This window comes from Mycobacterium paraffinicum (assembly GCF_025822865.1).
In the GTDB taxonomy this organism is placed as follows: Bacteria; Actinomycetota; Actinomycetes; order Mycobacteriales; family Mycobacteriaceae; genus Mycobacterium; species Mycobacterium paraffinicum.
The window spans coordinates 26,256-46,837 of record NZ_JACKUR010000026.1; the positions used below are offsets into that span (position 1 = coordinate 26,256).

Consider the following 20,582-nt stretch of genomic DNA (forward strand, 5'->3'; position numbering starts at 1 on the left):
GCCGAACTGCGCGCCAGTGATCTCACGCTGGACAAGTTTATTGACGCCACGACGATCACCACCTCGTCGACGCTGCCAAGACCCCACGACGAGGTGCGGACGGTCCTGCTCACCGGCGCGACCGGTTTCCTCGGGCGCTACTTGGCACTTCAATGGCTGGAACGGATGGCCGCGGTCGGCGGGAAGCTGATCTGCCTGGTGCGCGCCGAGTCCCGGGAGCGGGCAAGGCGCCGACTGCGTGACGCCTTCGACAGCGGCGACCCCGAATTATTGCGGCATTTCCAGGAACTGGCGGCTGATCACCTGGAGGTGATCGCGGGTGACAAGGGTGAAACCAACCTGGGCCTGGACCACGAAACGTGGCAGCGCCTCGCCGAAACAGTCGATCTCATCGTCGATTCCGCGGCGGTGGTCAACCACGTGCTGCCCTACAGCCAGCTGTTCGGGCCCAACGTCGTGGGCACGGCCGAGCTGATCCGCATCGCGCTTACCGCAAAGATCAAGCCCTATGCGTTCGTGTCGACCGCCGACGTGGGTCGACAGATCGAGGCATCGGTGTTCACCGAGGACGCCGACATCCGGGCCATCAGCCCCATCCGCACAAGCGACAGCGGTTACGTCAGAAGCAAGTGGGCCGGCGAGGTGCTGCTGCGCGAAGCGAACGACCGGTGCGCGCTACCGGTCACGGTGTTTCGCTGCGGAATGATCCTGGCTCACGCCACGCACGTGGGCCAACTCAATGTGCCCGACAACTTCACCCGAATGCTGTTCTCCCTCTTGGTCACCGGCATCGCGCCGGCCTCGTTTTACCAACTCGACGCCGACGGCAACCGACAGCGCGCCCACTTCGACGGGCTGCCAGTGGAATTCGTCGCCGAGGCGATATCGAGTCTGGGCGCCAGTATGGTCGACGGATTCGAGGCCTACCACGTGATGAACCCGCACGACGACGGTATCGGATTCGACGAGTACGTCGACTGGCTGATCGACGCCGGCCACCCGATACGGAGGATCGACGACTTCGGGGAGTGGTTGCAGCGGATGGAGGCTGTCCTGAGCGCGTTACCGGAACGGCAGCAACGTCATTCGGTGCTGTGGAGATTGCCGATGCACAGCCCACATTCCCATCACTTGCAGCCCGAAGAGCCGATCTGCGGATCGCTTGGGTCGACGGATCGGTTCCACGCCGCAGTCAGAGACGCGAAAATCGGCCCTAACAAGGACAACCCAGACATCCCCCACGTCTCGGCGCCCAATATCGTCAAATACGTTGCCGACTTGAAACTGCTCGGACTGCTCTAGTCGACCTCACCAAAACCCGTCTTTCCGCAGCCCCGCAAGCGATTCGGTCACCGCGTCGCACACGGTGTCCATGATGTCCGCGGTGTGAGCGTAGGTGAAGAACGGATAGAGCAGTTCGGGGAGGTGGACACCCGCCGCACGCAGGTAGTAGGTCCACATGTACTCGGCGACGACGTTTCGGTCGGGATGACCGAATTCCGGAAAATAATCCGGCGACATGGCACCGAAGAACGGTCGCACGAGGGACTCGTACCGCCGCAGCACGATCGGATACCCCTCCTCGTCGCGCAGCCGCTCGAGGTGACCGGCGAATCGATCGGCGGCCGCGCTGATGCCTCCGTAGACCTCGTCCTGGTGATCACGAACGTATTCGAGCTGCGCCAGGCCGGCCGTGCACGCTACGACGTTGCCGCAGAAGGTTCCCAGGACGTGCGTTCGGGTCTGGATGTCGCGCGTGAGTTCGCCGGTTGTGACGGCCATTTTGATGATCTCGGACCGCCCCAGCGTCGCGCCGATGGGTAATCCGCCGCCAATAATCTTGCCGAATGTAGCCAGGTCCGGGGTGACGACTTCGTCGTCGACGGCCCCACCGAAGCGAAACCGAAACCCCGAGAGCGTTTCATCGAACACCAGCACGACGCCGTGTTCCATCGTCACTTGCCGCAGACCGACCAGGAACTCTCGATCGAGTCGCGGCCAACTCGATCGGATGGGCTCGACCATTACGCACGCCAAGTCCGAGGCACATTCGGAGATCGCGTCGAACGCTCGTTCGTCATACGGAAGCACCGTCGTCGACGACGCTACCGACGGCGCGACGCCCGGCATACTCGGCCGAGTCGAGCCATCGGGCAGCCTGGTTACAAAGACATCGTTGTGATGTCCGTGGTAGCTATGCTCGAACACCGCGACATCAGGCCGGCCGGTGAATGCCCGTGCGAGCTTGAGGGCATGCATGGTGGCTTCGGTGCCGGAGTTGCTGAGAAATCCGCCGTCCGCCCAGCGTACTGTGTCGAGAAGCAGACTCAGGAGTGCGGTCTCGACTTCGTTACCGGCCGCGACCGTAAAACCGTTGCCGAGCGTCGATCCGACAGCGCCGGTGACGACTTCGGACGAATGCCCAAGGAAGTTGACCCCCCTGCCACTGTCCAAATCGACGAATTCATTGCCGTCCAGATCAGTGATGAACGGACCGTGCGCCCGCGCGGCGATCATCGGGATGATGCGGGGCAGCCCGTCGACGAAATTACTGAAGACGCCCTTGCTGGCCCGCGCAACGCCAGCGGCGATGGTCTTCGGTTGCCGCTCCGTCAAGTCTTGAATGCAGTCGAGCGCCCGCGTCCGCGCGAGGAACTCGGTGGTGTTCTCCACGAACATCTCGGTGGTGGTCTTGACCATGGCATCTATCCTGCCTCGTTGCGCACCAGCTGTTTTCGGGTGCTTCCGCCGCCCCGGCTCAACCGAGTGCCGTCAGTCATGCCCGTCGTTCGCGGTCGCGCCAACAGGGCTGACGTGGGTCACGACGTCGACGTCGGTTGCCAGCGCCCGAAGATCTCCGACCCGGGCGCGCTCCTTGGGTATGTGCTGGAACGGGTCGAAAGAGTATGCGGCCATGGCGTTTTCGTGGGTGATCTTATTGATGACAGCGTCGTCGAGGTGTCCCATCGTCTCGATGACGTCCTCCGGGGCAAGGGGCCAGCTGCCGTCCGAGTGCGGGTAGTCCGATTCCCAGCAGAGCATGTCTTCGTTGAACCACCCCATGTTTTGCACACCGACCTTATCGCTGATGAAGCACGCGTAGATATGCCGTCTGAACACGTCGCCCGGGCCGTCGTAGCCCTTCGGCAACGTGTCACGGGTCCAACCCAGGTGACGATTCCGCACGTGTTCGGCGCGCCAGAGGAAGTAGGGCATCCAGCCCAGGTCGCCCTCCGTCAGCGAGAACTTGAGTTCGGGGAAGTCCTTGAAGAACTCGGCCCAGATGAGTTCGAGGAACGCGTAGATGCTCATCATCTGCGTGCCCGTCATGTTTACGCTCAACGGAGCACCCGTGGAAAACGTCGATTCGCGTCCTGATGACCCGACGTGCATGCACAGCACGGTCTTGTTCGCACAGGCAGCCTCGAACAGCGGATACCAGTACTTCTGGTGGATGCTCGGCAGGTTGAGCGCTTCGGGGTTCTCGGAGAACGCCACCGCGTGACAGCCCTTGTCCGCCAAGCGTTTTACCTCCTTGGCCGCCTCTTGGACGTCATAAAGCGGCAGGATCCCGCAGGGGATGAATCGGCCTGGGTGGGCACCGCACCATTCGTCGACGTGCCAGTCGTTGTACGCCTTGATCATGACCAGATTCACCTCGGGGTCTGGCCCCTTGCTGAGGGCCTCCCCGCAGAATCCGGGCCAGTTCGGCAAGTTGAGTCCGGCCAGCTGACCGCCGGCGTTCATGTCACGTACTCGTTCGTCGACGTCGAAGCAACCCGGTCGCATCTCGCCGTAGGTCGGTGCCTCGTCCGCGTACTCTTCTGTTGGCTTGCCCGCGGCCGCGTTGAGGCCCGTGGTCCAATCGCGGTAGTCGCCATAGCGCCATTCCCGCTTGCCGTCCGGCTTCTGTACGACGCGAGGGGCGTACTGCTTGAAGGCGGCGGGCACATGAGCGTCGAACATATCCGCCGGCTCGAAGATGTGGTCATCGACGCTGATCAAGATCAGATCATCTTTGTTCACGTGCGCTCCTCGGACGATCCGGTGATACCCGACTATAGACAGTGATGCCGATCACGGCATGACGATTTGCCACTTGCCGCGATCGCGCATCGACCAAGCCTTCGCGAAGTCAGTCCAATGGGTCGAGGCGTTCACCGTCCGGCTACCAATTGGTCAGCGCAACCCACGCTCGGCGGCCTTGCGTTTCCACGCCTCCTTCCACTCCGGCTCGGTGGCGCCAATCTGTCGGCCGTACGGAAGCTCATCAGGTGCGGCGGCCCAAGTGTCCGGCCCGGTGTTCGCTGACGAGTACAAGATGCCATCCGACCAGATATAAGCAGTGCGCCCCCATTCCATCGCCGACCCCACGTCGGGGAAAAACCCGCGCCCGTTGTAGTTAGCGCTGGTGTTGCACAACACGGGAATCCCCGACCGCGCAGCGAAGGCACGGACAATCGCCGTCGCCAGCGGTGCGGTGTGGTCGTCGACTGTTTGCAGCCGAGCAGTGCCGTCAACATGTCGGACTGCCGGTATCCGGTCCACCCAGTTGGGCCGGATGTGGTGGTCGAATAGCATGAACGGGTCGGCGCCGCCCGGGTCGAAGATCTCTGATGAGTACTCCTCCAAGCACATTGGAGCAACTGGCCGATACGACTCGCGACCCTTGATCTGGTTCAGGATGCCTTTGGTGCGCTCTTGACGGGGCGAGGCCAGAATGCTGCGGTGTCCTAACGCCCGGGGTCCTAGCTCGGCGCGGTCGGACAGCACGACCACCGGTTCCTCCGTTGTTGCCAGTAGGGCACCGAGCTCTTCAACCGAACATTTTTCGCCATGCCACCCGGGCCTCAGCTGGGTAGCTCTCAGTGCGGGTCCGCCGTAGACGCTCCACTCCAGCGGACCGAATGCGCCGCGGTGCATCAGCGACGCGCATGCGGTGCCAATCGCCGCGCCGCTGTCATTCGGAAACGGGGGCACCCAGACGGTGTCGAAGAGACCGCTGTCACGAATCGCGCTGTTCCACTTGATGTTCAGGGCGCTGCCGCCGGCGAAGCACAAAGTCCTCACCCGACCGTTAAGCGGCTTGACTGCATCCGCCAGCCGCTCGACCAGCAGCCGGGCGAGGGCTTCATGGAAGCTGGCCAGTACGGATGCATCATCAACGTCCATTCGGCGGATTGCCGGCTCAACCTCCTGGTAGAAGAGGTCGGTGCCGAAAATGTCCCAGCGGCCGTCCAGCGCATCCAGTGCCCGGCGAATCTCGCGGACCAGGGGTTCGCTGGCGGTGCCTAGTCCCGCATACGCCATGACCTTTCCACAATTGGACATCTGAACATGCCACTTCTTCACCTCGTCCCACTGCGGGTCGAGAACGAACGGGGGCACGTTGCGGCTGAAAAACTCGTAGATGCCGCCGAGTATGCCGAACAGCCAGCCACGGTAGTGCACCGTGCGCTCTACCGGATCCACGAGATACACGACCGGAAATGAATTGGCGTCCCAAACCAGTACAAGGGCGGGCAGGCGCTCAGCCGCCGCTGGACTGGTCAAATAGGCGCTGGCCAGATGTGACTCGACGTGACGATAGCTCTCATAGCTGCGCGGCCTGCCGGCCAGTGTCAGCGATGAACTGGGTTGATAACAGTGCAGGACCGGAGTGCTGTCGTCGGATTGCCGGAACGGGGCGGTATGGATCAGTTCGCGGCCGTCCGCGGTCCAGATCTGAAAGCCGTCGCCGACCCAGCCGTCCACCACGAACCGATTGACTTCGTCAACCCCATGCCCGAGTTGCTCGAAAAGATGCTCGATCAAACCGGCGTCAAACAAGGCATCGTGGCGCCAGCGGTTGTCGTGTTTCTCCACCTCGGTGGCCGCGACAAGCCGCGCCCCCGACGGAGTCGCCTCCACCAACGCCAAGCTGCCGTCATGCTCTAGCTTCAATCCACAGATCAATGCCATGCCGGACCGTCCGGTGCCAAATACGTTGCCCGCCGCATGATCACAGGTTTGCCGTCCTCAATCGCAGGGAGGCCCACATCTTCCGCCGACGTGTACCCTCAGCCAGATGGCACCCGTAGGAGCCTCGGTAGGTCCTCCGAGGATATCGTGGCAATCCACATCAGGCCCGACATTCGTCGACAAGGCCGGCGAAAGTATGTGAGCAAAATGAACGACGGGAAAAACTCGGGTTGCTGTGCCGGTCCCGCGAATCGGTCTCGTCTCCGACTTATTTGGGGGCCGGGGACTGCCGTGGCTACTCAATCGAACCCCCGGCGACAGGGCGCTTCACGGGGGATGGATCGCGGCCGACGTCACGACGCGACGACAGGCCTGACGTGTGATGTGAGCTGCACGCGACGATGATGCTGCCGGCGGATGCGAGGCTGCGAAGTCATCTGGCAGGACGCGCTGACAGGTGAAAGGCTTAGATTCGCGATGAGGTTTGTGCTGGCGATGTGGGGAACCCGCGGCGATGTCGAGCCCTGCTGCGCCATCGGTCGGGAGCTGCTGCGCAGGGGTCACGACGTGTGCATGGCCATCCCGCCAGACTTTGTTGGCTTCGTCGAGTCGACGGGGGTTGCGGCGGTCGCCTACGGGGCGGAGCCGCAATACTGGCTCGACGCCCACCGCAACTTTTTCCGCAATCTCCTCTACAACTTCTGGAGGATTCTGGATCTGCGCAGGTTATGGCGCGATGCTGCGGAGTCAGCTGTTTCGTGCTGGGGCGAAATGAGCACGGTGTTGGTATCGCTGGCGGACGGGGCCGACGTGATTCTCACCGGTATGGCGTATCAGGAAATCGCTGCAAACGTCGCCGAGTACTACGACATTCCCTTGTCGATCCTGCATTTCGCCCCGGTGCAACCCAACGGAAGGCTGCGGCCCTACTTGCCGGCATGGTTCGTCAGCTTTGTGACGACTGGGGCCGAATGGCTGATGTGGCCCACGCGGAAGAACGTCGAAGAAGCACAGCGTCGCGACCTCGGCTTGCCGAAGGAAACCAGGCCCGCATTTCGACGGATCATCGAACGCGCACAACTGGAAATCCAGGCTTACGACGAGATGTGCTTTCCCGGGCTGGCGGCCGAATGGGCGAGATGGAATGGCAGACGGCCCTTCGTCGGAGCGCTCACCCTGGAATTGCCGACGGATGACGACGAGGAGGTCGCGTCGTGGATTGCCGCGGGAACACCGCCCATCTACTTCGGGTTCGGCAGCGTAGCGATCGAATCGCCCTCTGACACGCTCGCCATGATCAGCGCTGCCTGCGCGCAGTTGGGCGAACGCGCGTTGGTATGCGCCGGCGGGACCGACTTCGGCGACCTCCCTCGATCCGGGCATGTCAAGGTGGTGGACACGGTGAACCACGCGGCCGTCTTTCCGTCCTGCCGCGCGGTCGTTCATCATGGTGGCGCAGGTACCACGGCCGCGGGCCTGCGCGCCGGGGTGCGCACAGTGGTCTTGTGGCGGGGCTTCGATCAGCCGCATTGGGGCGCCGTGGTCAAACGGCTGAAGATTGGTACCGCTCGGCGCTTTTCGCGTACAACGCAGAAGTCACTGGTCGCTGACCTGCGTACCGTCCTCACCCCGCAATACGCCGCCCGAGCCCGCGAGATCGCCCCCCGGATGACCGAACCCACCGCCAGCGTCGCGGCCGCCACCGCGCTTCTGGAAAACCTCGCCGGCGCGAGGCCTGTTGGCTGATCGGCGAGGGTGGGCCCGCCAAGACTCTTACTGCCGTCGCCCGCGCTGCGCCGCAGCCTCGGTTGTACCCAACCCGGAACCAGCGTGCACCACGTTCACGTGCGCTAGGATCAAAGGCCTTGCCGCCTGAGCCCGCGAGATAGCCACCCGGATGACCAAACCCACCGCCAGCGTCGTGGCCGCCACCGATCCTGCGAAACAACTCACCCGGAGACGCACGCATGTCCGGCTCTGAATCCAGGTATGACGCCATCGTCGTCGGCTCCGGCGCGTCTGGCTCGTGGGCTGCCAAGGAACTGTCGGAAGGCGGGATGAGGGTTGTCCTGCTCGAAGCCGGCCGGAACGCGGAGACCGACGCTGAGTTGCCGAGCGGCGCGGACACCGGCGGGATGGGGATTGTCGGCCGAGCCAAATCGGCCGTCCAGGGTCAGCACGTCCAGATTCGTTGTCCGGCCTTCTCCGAGAACACCAAGAGGTTCTTCGTCAACGACAGGGAAAATCCCTATACGACAGCGCCGGGAAATACATTCGTCTGGATCAGGGGGCGGCAACTTGGCGGTCGCCTTCACTTGTGGCTCGGGCACGCACCGCGCATGTCGAATTCAGAGTTCAAGGCCGCGAGTGTTCGCGGAGACGGCGTCGATTGGCCACTGACCTACGAAGACGTGGCGCCGTATTACGACATCGTCGAGCGAACACTCGGTGTCTACGGGGAGCCCGCGGGCATTCCCAACTGTCCCGACGGGCAGTTCATCGGGCCGCTGAAAACGACAAAGATCGAGGACGCGTTCCTGACCAACGTCGAGAAACGGCTGCCGAACGTTCGCGTAACGTCCGCGCGAAAGGTCAAGCGCGACGCCGATAGAGTTCCGCTTCCGCTCAGACTCGCCCTCGCCACTGGCCGCCTCGACATTTGGACAGACGCAGTCGTGAGCCGACTATTGGTCGAAGCGCGATCTGGTCGGGCGACCGGCGTCGAGTACATCGACCGATTGACGAAGACCACGCAGGTAGTTCACGGAAAGGTCGTCGTTCTCTGCGCGTCGGCAATCGAGACCGTACGAATCCTATTGAACTCCAGATCCGCAACGCATCCGTCCGGGGTCGGTGATTCGTCAGGCCAGCTCGGCCGTTATCTCTGTGACCACGTTGCGCACATCCGGAGCGGCAAGGTGTCCGAGAAGGATGTCGAGTCCGACTTCGCCGTGCCCGGCGCGGGACTGTACATTCCGAGTTTCTGCGACAATGAGTCGAAAAACTTTCCTGGTGGCTACGGCGTCGAGGTCCAGATAGGCCGCGGTATCCCGGTCTGGGTCATGGGGGCGTATGGCGAGATGCAGCCCCGCTACCAAAACCACATATCACTAGACCCAAACGTCAAGGACGCGTGGGGGATTCCTGTCGCCAAGATCGAGTGCAGCCACTCCCAGAACGAGCTGAACATGATTGCCCACATGAGCCGTATGTTGCCGGAGATTGCCCGGGCCGGCGGCCTACCGGTCGACGAGAATCGCGATCGCCGTGCCAGAGGCAATATCTCCGATCGGCTGCTTCGATCCCTGTTCCTCACCAACTACCGCGCCTTCCGGCCCGGGGGGGCCATTCACGAGACCGGTGGCGCGCGCATGGGCGACGCACCGGACAACTCGGTCGTGAACTCTTACTGTCAATGTTGGGATGCCGACAATGTTTTCGTGACAGATGGCGCGTGCTTCGTATCCTCCGGATTCCAGAATCCCACACTGACGATGATGGCTCTCACGGTTCGAGCATGTCGGTTCATCGTTAGTGATTATGCAAAGTGCGCGAACTAGTGGATAACGTACCCGACCAGCGATCGCGTACCCGCAAGGAAGCCGTCCGGAATCCTGCCTCCCGTTCGGGCGGCCTCGACGGCATCCGGGGCCAGCAGCAGACCTCTGCCGAATGACACATCCGACGGATCGACCAACGCGGGGAACCAAAATCCCGCGGCCACACGCGGCCACAGCAGATAGGCGGCCAGGCTCAAGAGCCCCGTCCCGACGACTGCCAGGGCGCTCCACCGCCACTGTCGGGCAGCCAGCAACGCCACAATCAGCACGACGAACGGCGGTTTGAGCAGCGCGGCCAGGATCACGATGATCGTGACGAGGCCCCACCGCCGTCGACATAACGCCACCAAGAACACCAGCCCGATCGGGGCCACGAAGCCCACCGAGTTGCCCCGATCGATCACAGCCCACGCTGGGATGGCCGCGGCGCTCAACGCCACGGACACCATCACCCGCTCCATGCCACGTGCCCCCCGGGCCGCCCAGATCGCGGGCGAAATGACCGCGATCGTCAGCGCGAACAGTTAGCCCACCAGCCCCACCCGCGGCGCGCCCAGCCATTTCGCGGGAAGCCCGAACAACAGATTCGGCAACATTGCCGCGGGCGGCAACTGCGTCCGCAACGGCTGATAATCCGGAGGCAGGAGCAACGGGTACGGGTCCCACGGATTGGGCCGAATCCCGGGGTCTACGACCATCGCTAGCTGCCGCCGAGCTTCTTGTAGAAGCGGCCGACGATGGGCGCGACGATAGCGCGCGGCGCGTAGCCGCTGGCCACCGACATGGCCTTCGACGTCAGGCCCGGAACCACCCGCATCTTGTTGCGCGCCAAGGCATCCAGCGACACCTGTGCGGTGTGTTCGGTGGAGATCCACAGGAATTCCGGCACCATCCGTTCGACCAGCGACCGTTCGGCGTCGTCGGGCAGGTCGGTGCGCACCGGTCCGGGCGCCAGCAGCGTGACGTGCACACCCGAGTGGCGCAGCTCACCGCGCAGCGACTCGCTGAAGGTGTTCGCGAACGCCTTGCTGGCCGCATAGGTGGCGTTGTACGGAATCGGCGAATTGCCCGCCGCCGAACCGGAAATCAAAATACCGCCGGCCTTTCGTTCGACCATGCCGGGCAGCACCGCCAACGTAAGGTCGTGCACGCCCAGCACATTCAGCTGCAGCTGGGCTTTCTCGCCTGCGGGGTCGAGCGTGGCCACCGGACCGAAGGTCGCGGTGCCGGCATTGGCGCACAGGATCGAAATGGGCCGGGCGGCCAGTTCATCGCACAACTTGGCCCGTTCCCCGGGATCGGCAAGGTCGGCGGGTCGCACGTCGACCGTGACGCGGTACTTGTCGCTCAGCCGGTCGGCCAGCTCGTTGAGCAGGTCTTCGCGTCGCGCGGTGACGATCAGGCTGTGCCCGCGAGCGGCCAGTTCGGTGGCCAGCGCCTCGCCGATGTTCTGCGAGGCCCCGGTCACCACGGCACGCGCGTCTGGGCTGGGAGCGGGAATCGGCATGAGCCAATCGTAGACAGCGAGCGCGGCGGAGCCGGGCGCGGCGGGTCGGCTGCGGAACAAATAGAGTGCCGGGCATGGGCCAGCCGTCGTCGCGTTCACTCACGCCGGTGCCATCCCGGGTGGTGGCGTGGGCGCTCTGGGACTGCGGCTCCACCGGCCTTAACGCGATCGTGGCAACCTTCGTCTTCTCGGTGTATCTGACCAGCAGCGTGGGGGTGGGCATCTCCGGTGCCACCACGCCGGCAAGCTGGTTGGGGCGCGCCGCCGCGATTGCCGGGTTGACGGTCGCGGTGCTGGCGCCGGCCGTCGGCGTCTGGGTGGAGTCCCCGCATCGCCGGCGGGTGGCCTTGAGCGTGTTGACCGCTTTGGCCGTCGCGTTGACGTGCGCGATGTTCTTCATCCACGACCGCCCCGGCTACCTGTGGGCAGGGCTGGTGTTGATGGGGGCGACAGCGGCCTGCGGCGACCTGGCCAGCGTCCCGTATAACGCTATGCTGCGCCAACTTTCGACGCCGCAGACCGCCGGCCGGATTTCCGGGCTGGGCTGGGGGGCCGGTTACGTCGGCAGCGTCCTGCTGCTGCTCGTGGTCTACAGCGGGTTCATTTCCGGGAAGGGTGCCGGGCGGGGCGCGACGCGTGGGTTCTTGCAGGTGCCCGTTCACGACGGCCTCTACGTCCGGGAGGCGATGCTGGTCGCGGCGGCCTGGCTGGCGATCTTTGCCCTGCCGCTGCTGTTCGTCGCGCATCGGCTTCCCGACTCGGCCGAGGTGTACGAGCCGACGAGCATGCTCGGCGGCTATCGCAAGCTGTGGACCGAGGTCTCCGCGGAGTGGCGGCGAGACCGAAACCTGGTCTACTTCCTGTTCGCCAGCGCGCTTTTCCGCGACGGGCTGACGGCGATCTTCGCCTTCGGCGCCGTGCTCGGCGTCAACGTGTACGGCATCTCGCAGGGCGACGTGCTGGTGTTCGGGGTGGTGGCCAGCGTGGTGGCGGCCGTGGGCGCGGTGCTGGGCGGGTTCGTCGACCACCGGGTCGGGTCGAAACCCGTCATCGTGGCGTCGCTGGCAGCGATCGTCGTCCTGGGCATCACCCTGATGCTGCTGTCGGGGCCGATGGCGTTCTGGATCTGCGGGCTACTGCTGTGCATGTTCATCGGGCCGTCGCAGTCGTCCTCGCGCGCCCTGCTGCTGCAGATGGCCAAACACGGCAGGGAAGGCGTCGCCTTCGGCCTCTACACGATGACCGGGCGGGCGGTGGCGTTCGTCGCGCCCTGGCTGTTCTCGGTATTCGTGGACATATTCGGCGCCGTGCGCGCGGGTCTGGGGGGCATCTCGCTGGTGCTGCTCGCTGGTCTGCTGGCCATGCTGGCGGTCCGGGTTCCGGCACGCGGCGCTCTCGCGGCCGAACCGACGTAAGGCGCTCAGCTCCGCGAGTCGCAGATCGTCAGGCCCACGCCGACGCGCTTGCTCATCTGGACGCCGTCGACGGTGACGGAGCACGTGACGTTGTGGCCGATGTTGACGATCGTCACGTTGGCCGGGTGCGCGGCCGTCTTGGCCAGGCTGACCTCTTTGGTCCAGGGCAGCGCGACGTTGAATTCGGTTTGGATCAGATCGCCGGTGTCGATGTACATGATGCTGATTGCCCGGCCCTCGCCGGCGACGCTGTAGACGATGTCCTGCATCGCGGCCGGCCCGGTGGACTCTGTGGGTGTCGGGGAGCCGCCGGTGGGCGGCACCGGGGCCGGAAGGCTCGGCGTCGACGTGCGTGTCGACGGGCTCGGCACCGCCGTAGTCGTCTCCGGCATGGCGGGCAGCGGCGGGACGGCGGTCTGAGTCTTGATCGCGTCATTCACCAGCACCAGGGCAATGACCAGGGCGACCACCAGCAGCACAGCCGCGCCGGCGACGATCCACAGCCACCGCGGCGGAGGTTTCGGGCCGTCTGGCGGTGGGAGAGCCGAACCCGGGGGTCGTCCCGACGGAGGCATCTCGTGCTGCCAGTACGCCGGCAACTCTGTGGTGGTGTTGGTCTCGCTCATGTTGGGTGCCCACGGCGGCGGAGCCTGCCCGCCATAGGTGGGCGCGTAGCGGGCCTGATCGGCGTAGGCGGGGTCGGCGGGCGGATACCACGGGCCCTGCGGCAGCGATGCCGGCAGAGAGGGGCTGAACCGCTCGGTGGGACGTGAATCGTTCATGTCCACCTCATGGATTGCAGAGTACCTGCGCCGGGCGCCCGAACGGCGAATCACCTCACCAGCGGTGACTCAGAGGCACTGGTTCCCGGCGGCCAGCGCCGCGACCGTCATCGCCCGCATGACGGCGCGCGAGCGAGCGGTGCGGGCGGACTTGCTGCGCGAGGTGTCGGGCGATTTCATGCTGTGCGGCGTCGAATTGAGCAGGCCGAAGACGGCGTGGGCCGCCAGCCGGGCGTCGGCCTCGGCCAGGTCGGGGTCCAGCTCGCGCAGCACCCCGACCCACACCTCGACGTATTGGCGTTGCGCCTTGCGCACCTGCTTTTCGGCCGTTTCGGGCAGGTGCGCGAGGTCGCGGTCCTGGATGCGGATCAGGTCGGGCTCGCCGAACGCGAAGTCCAGGTGGAAATCGACCAGGCCGTCCAGCGCCGTGGCCGCGTCGGAGCTGCGGTCCCGTACCTCCCGGGCTCCCGCGAGCAGCCGCGCGCTGATGCCCACCAGCAGCTCAACCAGCAGCGACTCCTTGTTGGGGAAGTGCCGGTAGATCGCCGGACCGCTGACGCCGGCGGCGGCGCCGATGTCTTCCAGCCGCACGGCGAGGAAGCCGCGCTCGGCGAACAGGCGCTCGGCGGCCGCCAGCAGCTGCAGGCGTCGGTCGGATTTCGACTGGCTGCGTCGATTTGGGGCATCCGCTGGGCCCGGCTGGCCGTCCGAGGTGGACGTTGTCATGACGAATCCCCGTCCAGTTGGTTAATCGTCACTAACTTAGCACGAGCCTTCCACCGGTTAACCTGCCCCAATTGTGGCGACGGCCCGATGTCGTCGTCCCTGGACCGGCGGGATCGAGGGTGGTATTGTCACCGTGAGTTAATGAGCATTAACTCAAAACCCCGCCCGACGGCAAGGAGGCTGCTGCGGCGATGGACAGGGTGGTGACCTCTCCTAACGCGGCCGCTGAGGCCGTTGCCGACATCACCGACGGGTCGTGCCTGGCGGTCGGGGGTTTCGGGTTCTGCGGCATTCCCGAGGCCTTGATCGCCGCCCTGGTCGACACCGGCGTCCGCGACCTGGAGACGGTGTCCAACAACTGTGGCGGCTAGGGCGTCGGACTGGAGACGCTGTTGCACCACCAGCGAATTCACCGCGCCGTCGCTTCGTACTTCGGGAGGCATCCATGAGTTCATCCGTGATGACCGCTCCATCGTTCGCCGATGAGCACCGCCGGTTGGTCGGCGAGTTGAACGCCAGGCTCGCGGCAGCGGCACTGGGCGGCAATGAGCGCGCGCGGGAACGCCACGTCAGCCGCGGCAAGTTGCTGCCCCGTGAGCGGGTGGATCGACTGCTCGACCCGGGCAGCCCGTTCTTGGAGCTCGCCCCGCTGGCCGCCAACGGCATGTACGACGACGAGTCGCCGGGGGCCGGGATCATCACCGGGATCGGCCGGGTGTCGGTGCGCGAGTGTGTGATCGTCGCCAACGACGCCACGGTCAAGGGCGGCACCTACTACCCGATGACGGTCAAAAAGCACCTGCGTGCACAGGAAGTCGCGCTGCAGAATCGCTTGCCCTGCATCTACCTGGTGGACTCCGGCGGCGCCTTCCTGCCGCGCCAGGACGAGGTGTTTCCCGACCGCGAGCACTTCGGCCGAATCTTTTACAACCAGGCGACCATGAGTGCCAAGGAAATCCCGCAGGTGGCCGCCGTCCTCGGTTCGTGCACGGCGGGCGGCGCTTACGTGCCGGCCATGAGCGATGAGGCCGTCATCGTCCGCGAACAGGGCACCATCTTCCTCGGCGGTCCGCCGCTGGTGAAGGCGGCGACCGGTGAGATCGTCTCGGCCGAAGACCTCGGCGGCGGCGACCTGCACTCGCGGGTCTCCGGGGTCACCGATCACCTTGCCGACGACGACGAACACGCGTTGCGGATCGTCCGCGCCATCGCGGCCACCTTCGGCCCGCGCGAGCCCAGCCAATGGGACGTGCTGCCTACGGTCGAGCCCAAGCACGCGCAGGGCGAGCTCTACGATGTGGTGCCGCCGGATCCGCGCGTGCCCTACGACGTGCACGAAGTCATCGTGCGCCTGGTCGACGGCGGCGAATTCAGCGAATTCAAGGCCAACTACGGCAAGACGCTGGTGACCGCCTTCGCGCGCATCCATGGGCATCCCGTCGGCATCATCGCCAACAACGGCGTGTTGTTCAGCGAATCCGCTTTGAAGGGAGCCCATTTCATCGAGCTGTGCGACAAGCGCAAGATCCCGCTGCTGTTTCTGCAGAACATCGCCGGGTTCATGGTGGGCCGCGACTACGAGGCCGGCGGCATCGCCAAGCACGGCGCCAAGATGGTGACCGCCGTGGCCTGCGCCCGGGTGCCCAAACTGACCGTCGTGATCGGCGGATCGTATGGCGCGGGCAACTATTCGATGTGCGGACGGGCATACTCCCCGCGCTTCCTGTGGATGTGGCCCAATGCGCGCATCTCGGTCATGGGCGGCGAGCAGGCCGCCTCGGTGCTTGCCACGGTGCGCGGTGAGCAACTCGCCGCGGCCGGCAAACCGTGGCCGCCCGACGAGGAAGAGGCGTTCAAGGCGCCGATCCGCGCGCAATACGAGGACCAGGGCAACCCGTACTACTCGACCGCGCGCCTGTGGGACGACGGCATCATCGACCCGGCCGACACCAGAACGGTTGTCGGGCTGGCGCTTTCGGTATGTGCCCACGCCCCGTTGGAGCCGGTCTCCTACGGCGTCTTCCGGATGTGAGGACCATGTTTGAAACCGTATTGGTAGCCAACCGCGGTGAGATCGCCGTCCGGGTGATGCGGACTCTGCGCCGGCTGGGCATCCGGTCGGTGGCGGTGTACAGCGACCCCGACACCAGCGCCCGGCATGTCCTGGAGGCCGACACGGCCGTCCGCCTGGGTCCCGCCGCGGCCCGCGAGAGCTACCTCGACATCGGCAAGGTGCTCGATGCGGCGGCACGCACCGGAGCTCAGGCGATCCATCCCGGCTACGGATTTCTCTCCGAGAACGCCGAATTCGCCGCCTCCTGCGAGCGGGCCGGCGTGGTGTTCCTGGGCCCGCCGGCGGGGGCAATCCAGGTGATGGGCGACAAGATCACCGCGAAGAACGCGGTCGCCGCCTTCGACGTCCCGGTGGTGCCCGGTGTGGCCAAGCCCGGATTGAGCGACGACGAGTTGGTCGCGGCCGCCGAAGAAGTCGGATATCCGGTGTTGATCAAGCCGTCGGCGGGCGGTGGTGGCAAGGGCATGCGGCTGGTGGACGACCCGAGCCGGCTGCGCGACGCCCTGCTGGGCGCCCGGCGGGAGGCCGCCTCGTCGTTCGGCGACGACACCCTGTTCCTCGAGCGATTCGTATTGCGCCCCAGGCACATCGAAGTGCAGGTTCTCGCCGATACCCATGGCAACGTGGTGCACCTCGGCGAGCGCGAGTGCAGCCTGCAACGCCGCCACCAGAAGGTGATCGAAGAGGCACCCTCGCCGTTGCTCGACCCGCAGACACGCGCCCGCATCGGGGCGGCCGCCTGCAACACCGCCCGCAGTGTCGACTACGTCGGCGCGGGCACGGTGGAGTTCATCGTGTCCGCCGACCGGCCGGACGAGTTCTTCTTCATGGAGATGAACACCCGGCTTCAGGTGGAACATCCGGTCACCGAAGCGGTTACCGGCCTGGACCTGGTGGAGTGGCAGCTCCGGGTGGCCGCGGGCGAGAAGCTGGGGTTCACGCAGGACGACATCGAACTGCGGGGCCACGCCATCGAGGCCCGGGTGTACGCCGAGGATCCCGCGCGGGGATTCCTCCCCACCGGCGGCCGGGTCCTGCAGGTCGCCGAACCCTCCGGCGCCGGGGTGCGGGTCGACTCTTCGCTGCTGGCGGGCACGCAGGTCGGCAGTGACTACGACCCGATGCTGAGCAAGGTGATCGCCCACGGGGAGGACCGCGACGAGGCGCTGGCGAAGCTCGACGGGGCGCTGGCGCGAACCACCATCCTGGGTGTGCAGACCAACATCGAATTCCTCCGGTTCCTGCTCGCCGACGAGCGAGTGCAGGCCGGTGACTTGGACACGGCGCTGCTGGACGAGCGCGTGGCGGACTTCGCGCCGCTGCCCGCGCCCGACGACGTACTCGCCGCCGGAGGCCTCTACCGCCAGTGGGCCCTGGCCCGTCGTGCCGCGGGCAAACCGTGGGCGGCGCCGACCGGATGGCGGGTCGGGGGCGCCCCGGCGCCCGTACGCACCGAAATGCAGACCCCGCTGCGCAGCGAGACCGTGTCGGTATGGGGACCGCCGAACGACGCCCGCGTGCAGGTCGGTGTGGGTGAGACCCATTCCGCGAGTGCGCAAGTCGACGGCGCGCGGATGGACGTCACGCTGGACGGGGTGCGCCGCGAATACCGATGGGCGGAGGCCGACCGTCACCTGTGGATTGCCGACGAGCGGGGCGCGTGGCACCTGCGCGAGGCCGAGGAGCACAAGATCCACCGCGCCGCCGGTGCGCAGCAGGCCGAGATCCTCAGCCCCATGCCCGGCAGTGTGATCGCGGTCCAGGTCTCCTCCGGCGCCGAGGTTGCCGAGGGCGACGTGGTGGTGGTCGTGGAGGCGATGAAAATGGAACACTCGCTCTCCGCACCCGTTTCGGGACGAGTGGAGCTCTTGGTGTCCGTCGGCGATCAGGTCACCGTTGACCAGGTGCTGGCCCGGCTGGTTCCCGAAGAGCCCGAAGCAGCAGCCGATTCGAGTAAGGACGAAACATGACCACATCGATTACCGCGGGAACGCTACCCAAGGAATACCAGGATCTTCGCGACACGGTGGCCGAGTTCGCGCGCAGCGTCGTCGCCCCCGTATCGGCCAAGCACGATGAAGAGCACAGCTTCCCGTACGAAGTCGTCGCCAAGATGGGCGAGATGGGATTGTTCGGCCTGCCGTTCCCAGAGGAATACGGCGGCATGGGCGGTGATTACTTCGCGCTATCGCTGGCGCTCGAGGAACTCGGCAAGATCGACCAGTCGGTCGCGATCACGCTGGAGGCCGGCGTCAGCCTCGGCGCAATGCCGATCTACCGCTTCGGCTCCGATGAACAGAAGGCTAGATGGCTGCCTGACCTGACGGCCGGCCGGGCCCTGGCCGCCTTCGGGCTAACCGAGCCGGGCGCCGGTTCCGACGCGGGCGCCACCCGGACCACTGCCCGGCTCGACAACGGCGAGTGGGTGATCAACGGCAGCAAGCAATTCATCACCAATTCCGGTACCGACATCACGAAGCTGGTCACCGTCACCGCGGTCACCGGCACTGTTGCCGATGGCAAAAAGCAGATCTCGACGATCATCGTGCCCAACGGCACACCGGGATTCACCGTCGAACCGGTCTACAGCAAGGTCGGCTGGAACGCCTCGGACACCCACCCGTTGAGCTTCGCCGACGCGCGCGTCCCGGAGGAGAACCTGTTGGGACCCCGCGGCAGCGGCTACGCGAACTTCCTGTCCATTCTGGACGAGGGCCGCATCGCGATCGCCGCGCTGTCGACCGGCGCCGCGCAGGGCTGCGTCGACGAGAGCATCAAGTACGCCAAGGAACGCCATTCCTTCGGGCAGCCGATAGGCTCGTATCAGGCGATCAGCTTCAAGATCGCGCGGATGGAAGCACGCGCTCATGTCGCACGGACGGCCTACTACGATGCGGCCGCAAAGATGTTGGCCGGCAAGCCGTTCAAGAAGGAGGCGGCCATCGCGAAGATGATCGCCTCGGAAGCGGCGATGGACAATGCGCGCGACGCCACGCAAATCCACGGCGGGTACGGCTTCATGAACGAGTATCCGGTGGCGCGTCACTACCGCGACAGCAAGATCCTCGAAATCGGTGAGGGGACCACCGAGGTCCAGCTGATGCTGATCGCTCGATCGCTGGGGCTGTCATGACGGACCGCAAGTCAATCATCCAGCGGGGCTTGTGGTTCGAGGAATTCGAGATCGGCACGACGTATTTGCACCGGCCCGGCCGTACCATCACCGAGGCCGACAACGTCTTGTTCACCACACTGACCATGAACACCCAGTCGCTGCACCTCGACGCGGCCTGGGCCGCAGAGCAGCCCGGCTTTCGCGGCGAGCGGCTGGTGAACTCGATGTTCACCCTGTCCACAATGGTCGGACTGTCGGTGTCGCAGCTGACGCTGGGCACCATCGTCGCGAACCTCGGATTCTCCGAGGTCTCGTTTCCCAAGCCGGTCTTCCACGGCGACACCCTGTACGCGGAGACCGTGTGCACCGCTAAGCGGGAGTCGAAGAGCCGGCCCGGCGAAGGGATCGTCACCCTCGAGCACACCGGGCGCAACCAGCACGGCGACATAGTCGCACGAGCCGCGCGCACAACTCTGGTCCAGAAACGCCCGAGCGACGAGGAGGCCGAGTGAACCTGCAAACCGCCGGCCCGGGTTGGCTGTTCTGCCCTGCGGACCGGCCCGAGCGGTTCGCGAAGGCCGCCGCCGCGGCCGACGTGGTGATCCTCGACCTCGAGGACGGCGTGGCCGAAGCGGACAAGCCCGCCGCGCGCAAGGCGCTGCGGGAGACCCCGCTGGATCCCGAGCGCACTGTGGTGCGCATCAACGCTTCCGGCAGCGAGGAGCACGGCCGCGACCTGGACGCCCTGGCCGAGACCCCCTACACGACGGTGATGCTCTCCAAGACCGAATCGGCCGCGCAGGTGTCGGCGCTGGCGCCGCGTGACGTCATCGCCCTGATCGAGACGCCCCGTGGTGCGGTCTTCAGCACCGAGATCGCCGCCGCCGAGGGGACCGTCGCAATGATGTGGGGCGCCGAGGATCTCGTCGCGGCCCTCGGCGGCAGCTCCAGCCGCCTGGCCGACGGCACCTACCGCGACTTCGCCCGCCACGTCCGATCCACCGTCCTGCTGGCGGCGTCCACCTTCGGCCGGGTCGCGCTCGACGCGGTGCATCTGGACATCCGCGACATCGACGGTTTGCGCGCGGAAGCCAACGACGCCGTCGCGGTGGGGTTCCACGGGACCGTCTGCATCCACCCAACCCAGATTCCGGTGGTGCGCGATGCCTACCGCCCCAGCGAGGAGAAAGTCGACTGGGCGCGAAGGGTATTGGAGGCGGCGCGGACCGAGCGCGGCGTCTTCGCGTTCGAGGGACAGATGGTGGACTCGCCGGTGCTCAAGCATGCGGAAATGCTGGTGCGCCGGGCGGAGCAGTCCGCCGCCGGGTGACGGCCGAAAGCCGCCAGGCCCGCGTGGCCGCTGGGCGCGACACGTGTGCAATCACCGCGGTCTCTTCTCATTTGAGCGCATAATGGTGGGTACGCCAGTGTCGCGGCGAGCG

The 20,582-nt window shown here is 65.6% G+C and carries 16 protein-coding genes and 2 pseudogenes; 10 read left to right on the top strand and 8 right to left on the bottom strand.

Annotated elements, in window-relative coordinates; genetic code table 11:
* Window positions 1-111: 111 nt before the first annotated feature.
* Window positions 112-1,302 (top strand): annotated as a pseudogene (locus H7J89_RS26005) (thioester reductase domain-containing protein); the annotation flags it as partial.
* A gap of 6 nt (window positions 1,303-1,308) precedes the next feature.
* On the opposite strand, the gene H7J89_RS17300 reads toward H7J89_RS26005, so the two are convergent.
* The 3 genes from H7J89_RS17300 to H7J89_RS17310 form a co-directional block, all read right to left on the bottom strand.
* The gene (locus H7J89_RS17300) at window positions 1,309-2,700 is read right to left on the bottom strand and encodes an aminotransferase class III-fold pyridoxal phosphate-dependent enzyme (RefSeq protein ID WP_264044923.1); all 1,392 of its coding nucleotides are present in this window, start codon (window positions 2,698-2,700) and stop codon (window positions 1,309-1,311) included.
* 72 nt (window positions 2,701-2,772) lie between these two features.
* Window positions 2,773-4,026, bottom strand: a complete 1,254-nt coding sequence (locus H7J89_RS17305) for an amidohydrolase family protein (protein WP_264044924.1) — start codon at window positions 4,024-4,026, stop codon at window positions 2,773-2,775.
* A gap of 153 nt (window positions 4,027-4,179) precedes the next feature.
* On the bottom strand, window positions 4,180-5,961 hold the full coding sequence (locus H7J89_RS17310; RefSeq protein ID WP_264044925.1) for a carbamoyltransferase C-terminal domain-containing protein: 1,782 nt from the start codon (window positions 5,959-5,961) through the stop codon (window positions 4,180-4,182).
* A gap of 477 nt (window positions 5,962-6,438) precedes the next feature.
* Here H7J89_RS17310 and H7J89_RS17315 point away from each other — a divergent pair, with 477 nt between their 5' ends.
* Together H7J89_RS17315 and H7J89_RS17320 are read left to right on the top strand one after the other, a co-directional pair.
* Entirely contained in the window at window positions 6,439-7,707 is a 1,269-nt protein-coding gene (locus H7J89_RS17315) for a glycosyltransferase (protein ID WP_264045067.1), read from the top strand.
* 221 nt (window positions 7,708-7,928) lie between these two features.
* The gene (locus H7J89_RS17320) at window positions 7,929-9,521 is read left to right on the top strand and encodes a GMC oxidoreductase (protein WP_264044927.1); all 1,593 of its coding nucleotides are present in this window, start codon (window positions 7,929-7,931) and stop codon (window positions 9,519-9,521) included.
* Here H7J89_RS17320 and H7J89_RS17325 read toward each other — a convergent pair.
* From H7J89_RS17325 to cmrA, 3 genes are all read right to left on the bottom strand, one after another.
* A complete protein-coding gene (locus H7J89_RS17325; protein WP_264044930.1) occupies window positions 9,518-9,970 on the bottom strand; it encodes a hypothetical protein in 453 nt (150 codons plus the stop codon). The genes H7J89_RS17320 and H7J89_RS17325 overlap by 4 nt on opposite strands.
* A gap of 75 nt (window positions 9,971-10,045) precedes the next feature.
* Window positions 10,046-10,219, bottom strand: coding sequence for a hypothetical protein (locus H7J89_RS17330; RefSeq protein ID WP_264044932.1), 174 nt, complete (start codon window positions 10,217-10,219; stop codon window positions 10,046-10,048).
* A gap of 2 nt (window positions 10,220-10,221) precedes the next feature.
* Window positions 10,222-11,028 carry a mycolate reductase gene (gene cmrA / locus H7J89_RS17335; protein WP_264044934.1) on the bottom strand — a complete coding sequence of 269 codons (807 nt, stop codon included), beginning with the start codon at window positions 11,026-11,028 and terminating at the stop codon, window positions 10,222-10,224.
* 74 nt (window positions 11,029-11,102) lie between these two features.
* Here cmrA and H7J89_RS17340 point away from each other — a divergent pair, with 74 nt between their 5' ends.
* Window positions 11,103-12,443: an MFS transporter gene (locus H7J89_RS17340; protein WP_264044935.1), complete on the top strand. Its 1,341-nt coding sequence runs from the start codon at window positions 11,103-11,105 to the stop codon at window positions 12,441-12,443.
* Window positions 12,444-12,448: 5 nt separating this feature from the next.
* Here the strand turns inward: H7J89_RS17340 and H7J89_RS17345 are convergent, their stop codons facing one another.
* Both H7J89_RS17345 and H7J89_RS17350 read right to left on the bottom strand, forming a co-directional pair.
* On the bottom strand, window positions 12,449-13,231 hold the full coding sequence (locus H7J89_RS17345) for an MmpS family transport accessory protein (RefSeq protein WP_264044937.1): 783 nt from the start codon (window positions 13,229-13,231) through the stop codon (window positions 12,449-12,451).
* A 63-nt stretch (window positions 13,232-13,294) separates the two neighbouring features.
* Entirely contained in the window at window positions 13,295-13,951 is a 657-nt protein-coding gene (locus H7J89_RS17350) for an SACE_7040 family transcriptional regulator (RefSeq protein WP_264044939.1), read from the bottom strand.
* A gap of 191 nt (window positions 13,952-14,142) precedes the next feature.
* On the opposite strand from H7J89_RS17350, the pseudogene H7J89_RS17355 reads away from it, so the two are divergent.
* From H7J89_RS17355 to H7J89_RS17380, 6 genes and pseudogenes are all read left to right on the top strand, one after another.
* Window positions 14,143-14,394 (top strand): annotated as a pseudogene (locus H7J89_RS17355) (CoA-transferase); the annotation flags it as partial.
* Between the two features lie 2 nt (window positions 14,395-14,396).
* The gene (locus tag H7J89_RS17360) at window positions 14,397-15,983 is read left to right on the top strand and encodes a carboxyl transferase domain-containing protein (protein ID WP_264044941.1); all 1,587 of its coding nucleotides are present in this window, start codon (window positions 14,397-14,399) and stop codon (window positions 15,981-15,983) included.
* Window positions 15,984-15,988: 5 nt separating this feature from the next.
* On the top strand, window positions 15,989-17,995 hold the full coding sequence (locus H7J89_RS17365) for an acetyl/propionyl/methylcrotonyl-CoA carboxylase subunit alpha (protein ID WP_264044943.1): 2,007 nt from the start codon (window positions 15,989-15,991) through the stop codon (window positions 17,993-17,995).
* Window positions 17,992-19,158 carry an acyl-CoA dehydrogenase family protein gene (locus tag H7J89_RS17370; protein WP_264044945.1) on the top strand — a complete coding sequence of 389 codons (1,167 nt, stop codon included), beginning with the start codon at window positions 17,992-17,994 and terminating at the stop codon, window positions 19,156-19,158. Before H7J89_RS17365 ends, H7J89_RS17370 begins: the two co-directional genes overlap by 4 nt.
* Complete coding sequence (locus H7J89_RS17375; RefSeq protein ID WP_264044946.1) at window positions 19,155-19,652, top strand: MaoC family dehydratase; 498 nt, start codon at window positions 19,155-19,157, stop codon at window positions 19,650-19,652. Before H7J89_RS17370 ends, H7J89_RS17375 begins: the two co-directional genes overlap by 4 nt.
* A complete protein-coding gene (locus tag H7J89_RS17380) occupies window positions 19,649-20,470 on the top strand; it encodes an HpcH/HpaI aldolase/citrate lyase family protein (protein WP_264044947.1) in 822 nt (273 codons plus the stop codon). Before H7J89_RS17375 ends, H7J89_RS17380 begins: the two co-directional genes overlap by 4 nt.
* The last annotated feature ends 112 nt before the right edge of the window (window positions 20,471-20,582 follow it).

Bases quoted from the DNA above. Each gene is read 5' to 3' on its own strand.
- H7J89_RS17300 (WP_264044923.1), bottom strand. From the start codon at position 2,700: ATGGTCAAGACCACCACCGAGATGTTCGTGGAGAACACCACCGAGTTC.
- H7J89_RS17310 (WP_264044925.1), bottom strand. From the start codon at position 5,961: ATGGCATTGATCTGTGGATTGAAGCTAGAGCATGACGGCAGCTTGGCG.
- H7J89_RS17315 (WP_264045067.1), top strand. From the start codon at position 6,439: ATGAGGTTTGTGCTGGCGATGTGGGGAACCCGCGGCGATGTCGAGCCC.
- H7J89_RS17320 (WP_264044927.1), top strand. From the start codon at position 7,929: ATGTCCGGCTCTGAATCCAGGTATGACGCCATCGTCGTCGGCTCCGGC.
- H7J89_RS17325 (WP_264044930.1), bottom strand. From the start codon at position 9,970: ATGGTGTCCGTGGCGTTGAGCGCCGCGGCCATCCCAGCGTGGGCTGTG.
- H7J89_RS17330 (WP_264044932.1), bottom strand. From the start codon at position 10,219: ATGGTCGTAGACCCCGGGATTCGGCCCAATCCGTGGGACCCGTACCCG.
- cmrA (WP_264044934.1), bottom strand. From the start codon at position 11,028: ATGCCGATTCCCGCTCCCAGCCCAGACGCGCGTGCCGTGGTGACCGGG.
- H7J89_RS17340 (WP_264044935.1), top strand. From the start codon at position 11,103: ATGGGCCAGCCGTCGTCGCGTTCACTCACGCCGGTGCCATCCCGGGTG.
- H7J89_RS17350 (WP_264044939.1), bottom strand. From the start codon at position 13,951: ATGACAACGTCCACCTCGGACGGCCAGCCGGGCCCAGCGGATGCCCCA.
- H7J89_RS17360 (WP_264044941.1), top strand. From the start codon at position 14,397: ATGAGTTCATCCGTGATGACCGCTCCATCGTTCGCCGATGAGCACCGC.
- H7J89_RS17365 (WP_264044943.1), top strand. From the start codon at position 15,989: ATGTTTGAAACCGTATTGGTAGCCAACCGCGGTGAGATCGCCGTCCGG.
- H7J89_RS17370 (WP_264044945.1), top strand. From the start codon at position 17,992: ATGACCACATCGATTACCGCGGGAACGCTACCCAAGGAATACCAGGAT.
- H7J89_RS17375 (WP_264044946.1), top strand. From the start codon at position 19,155: ATGACGGACCGCAAGTCAATCATCCAGCGGGGCTTGTGGTTCGAGGAA.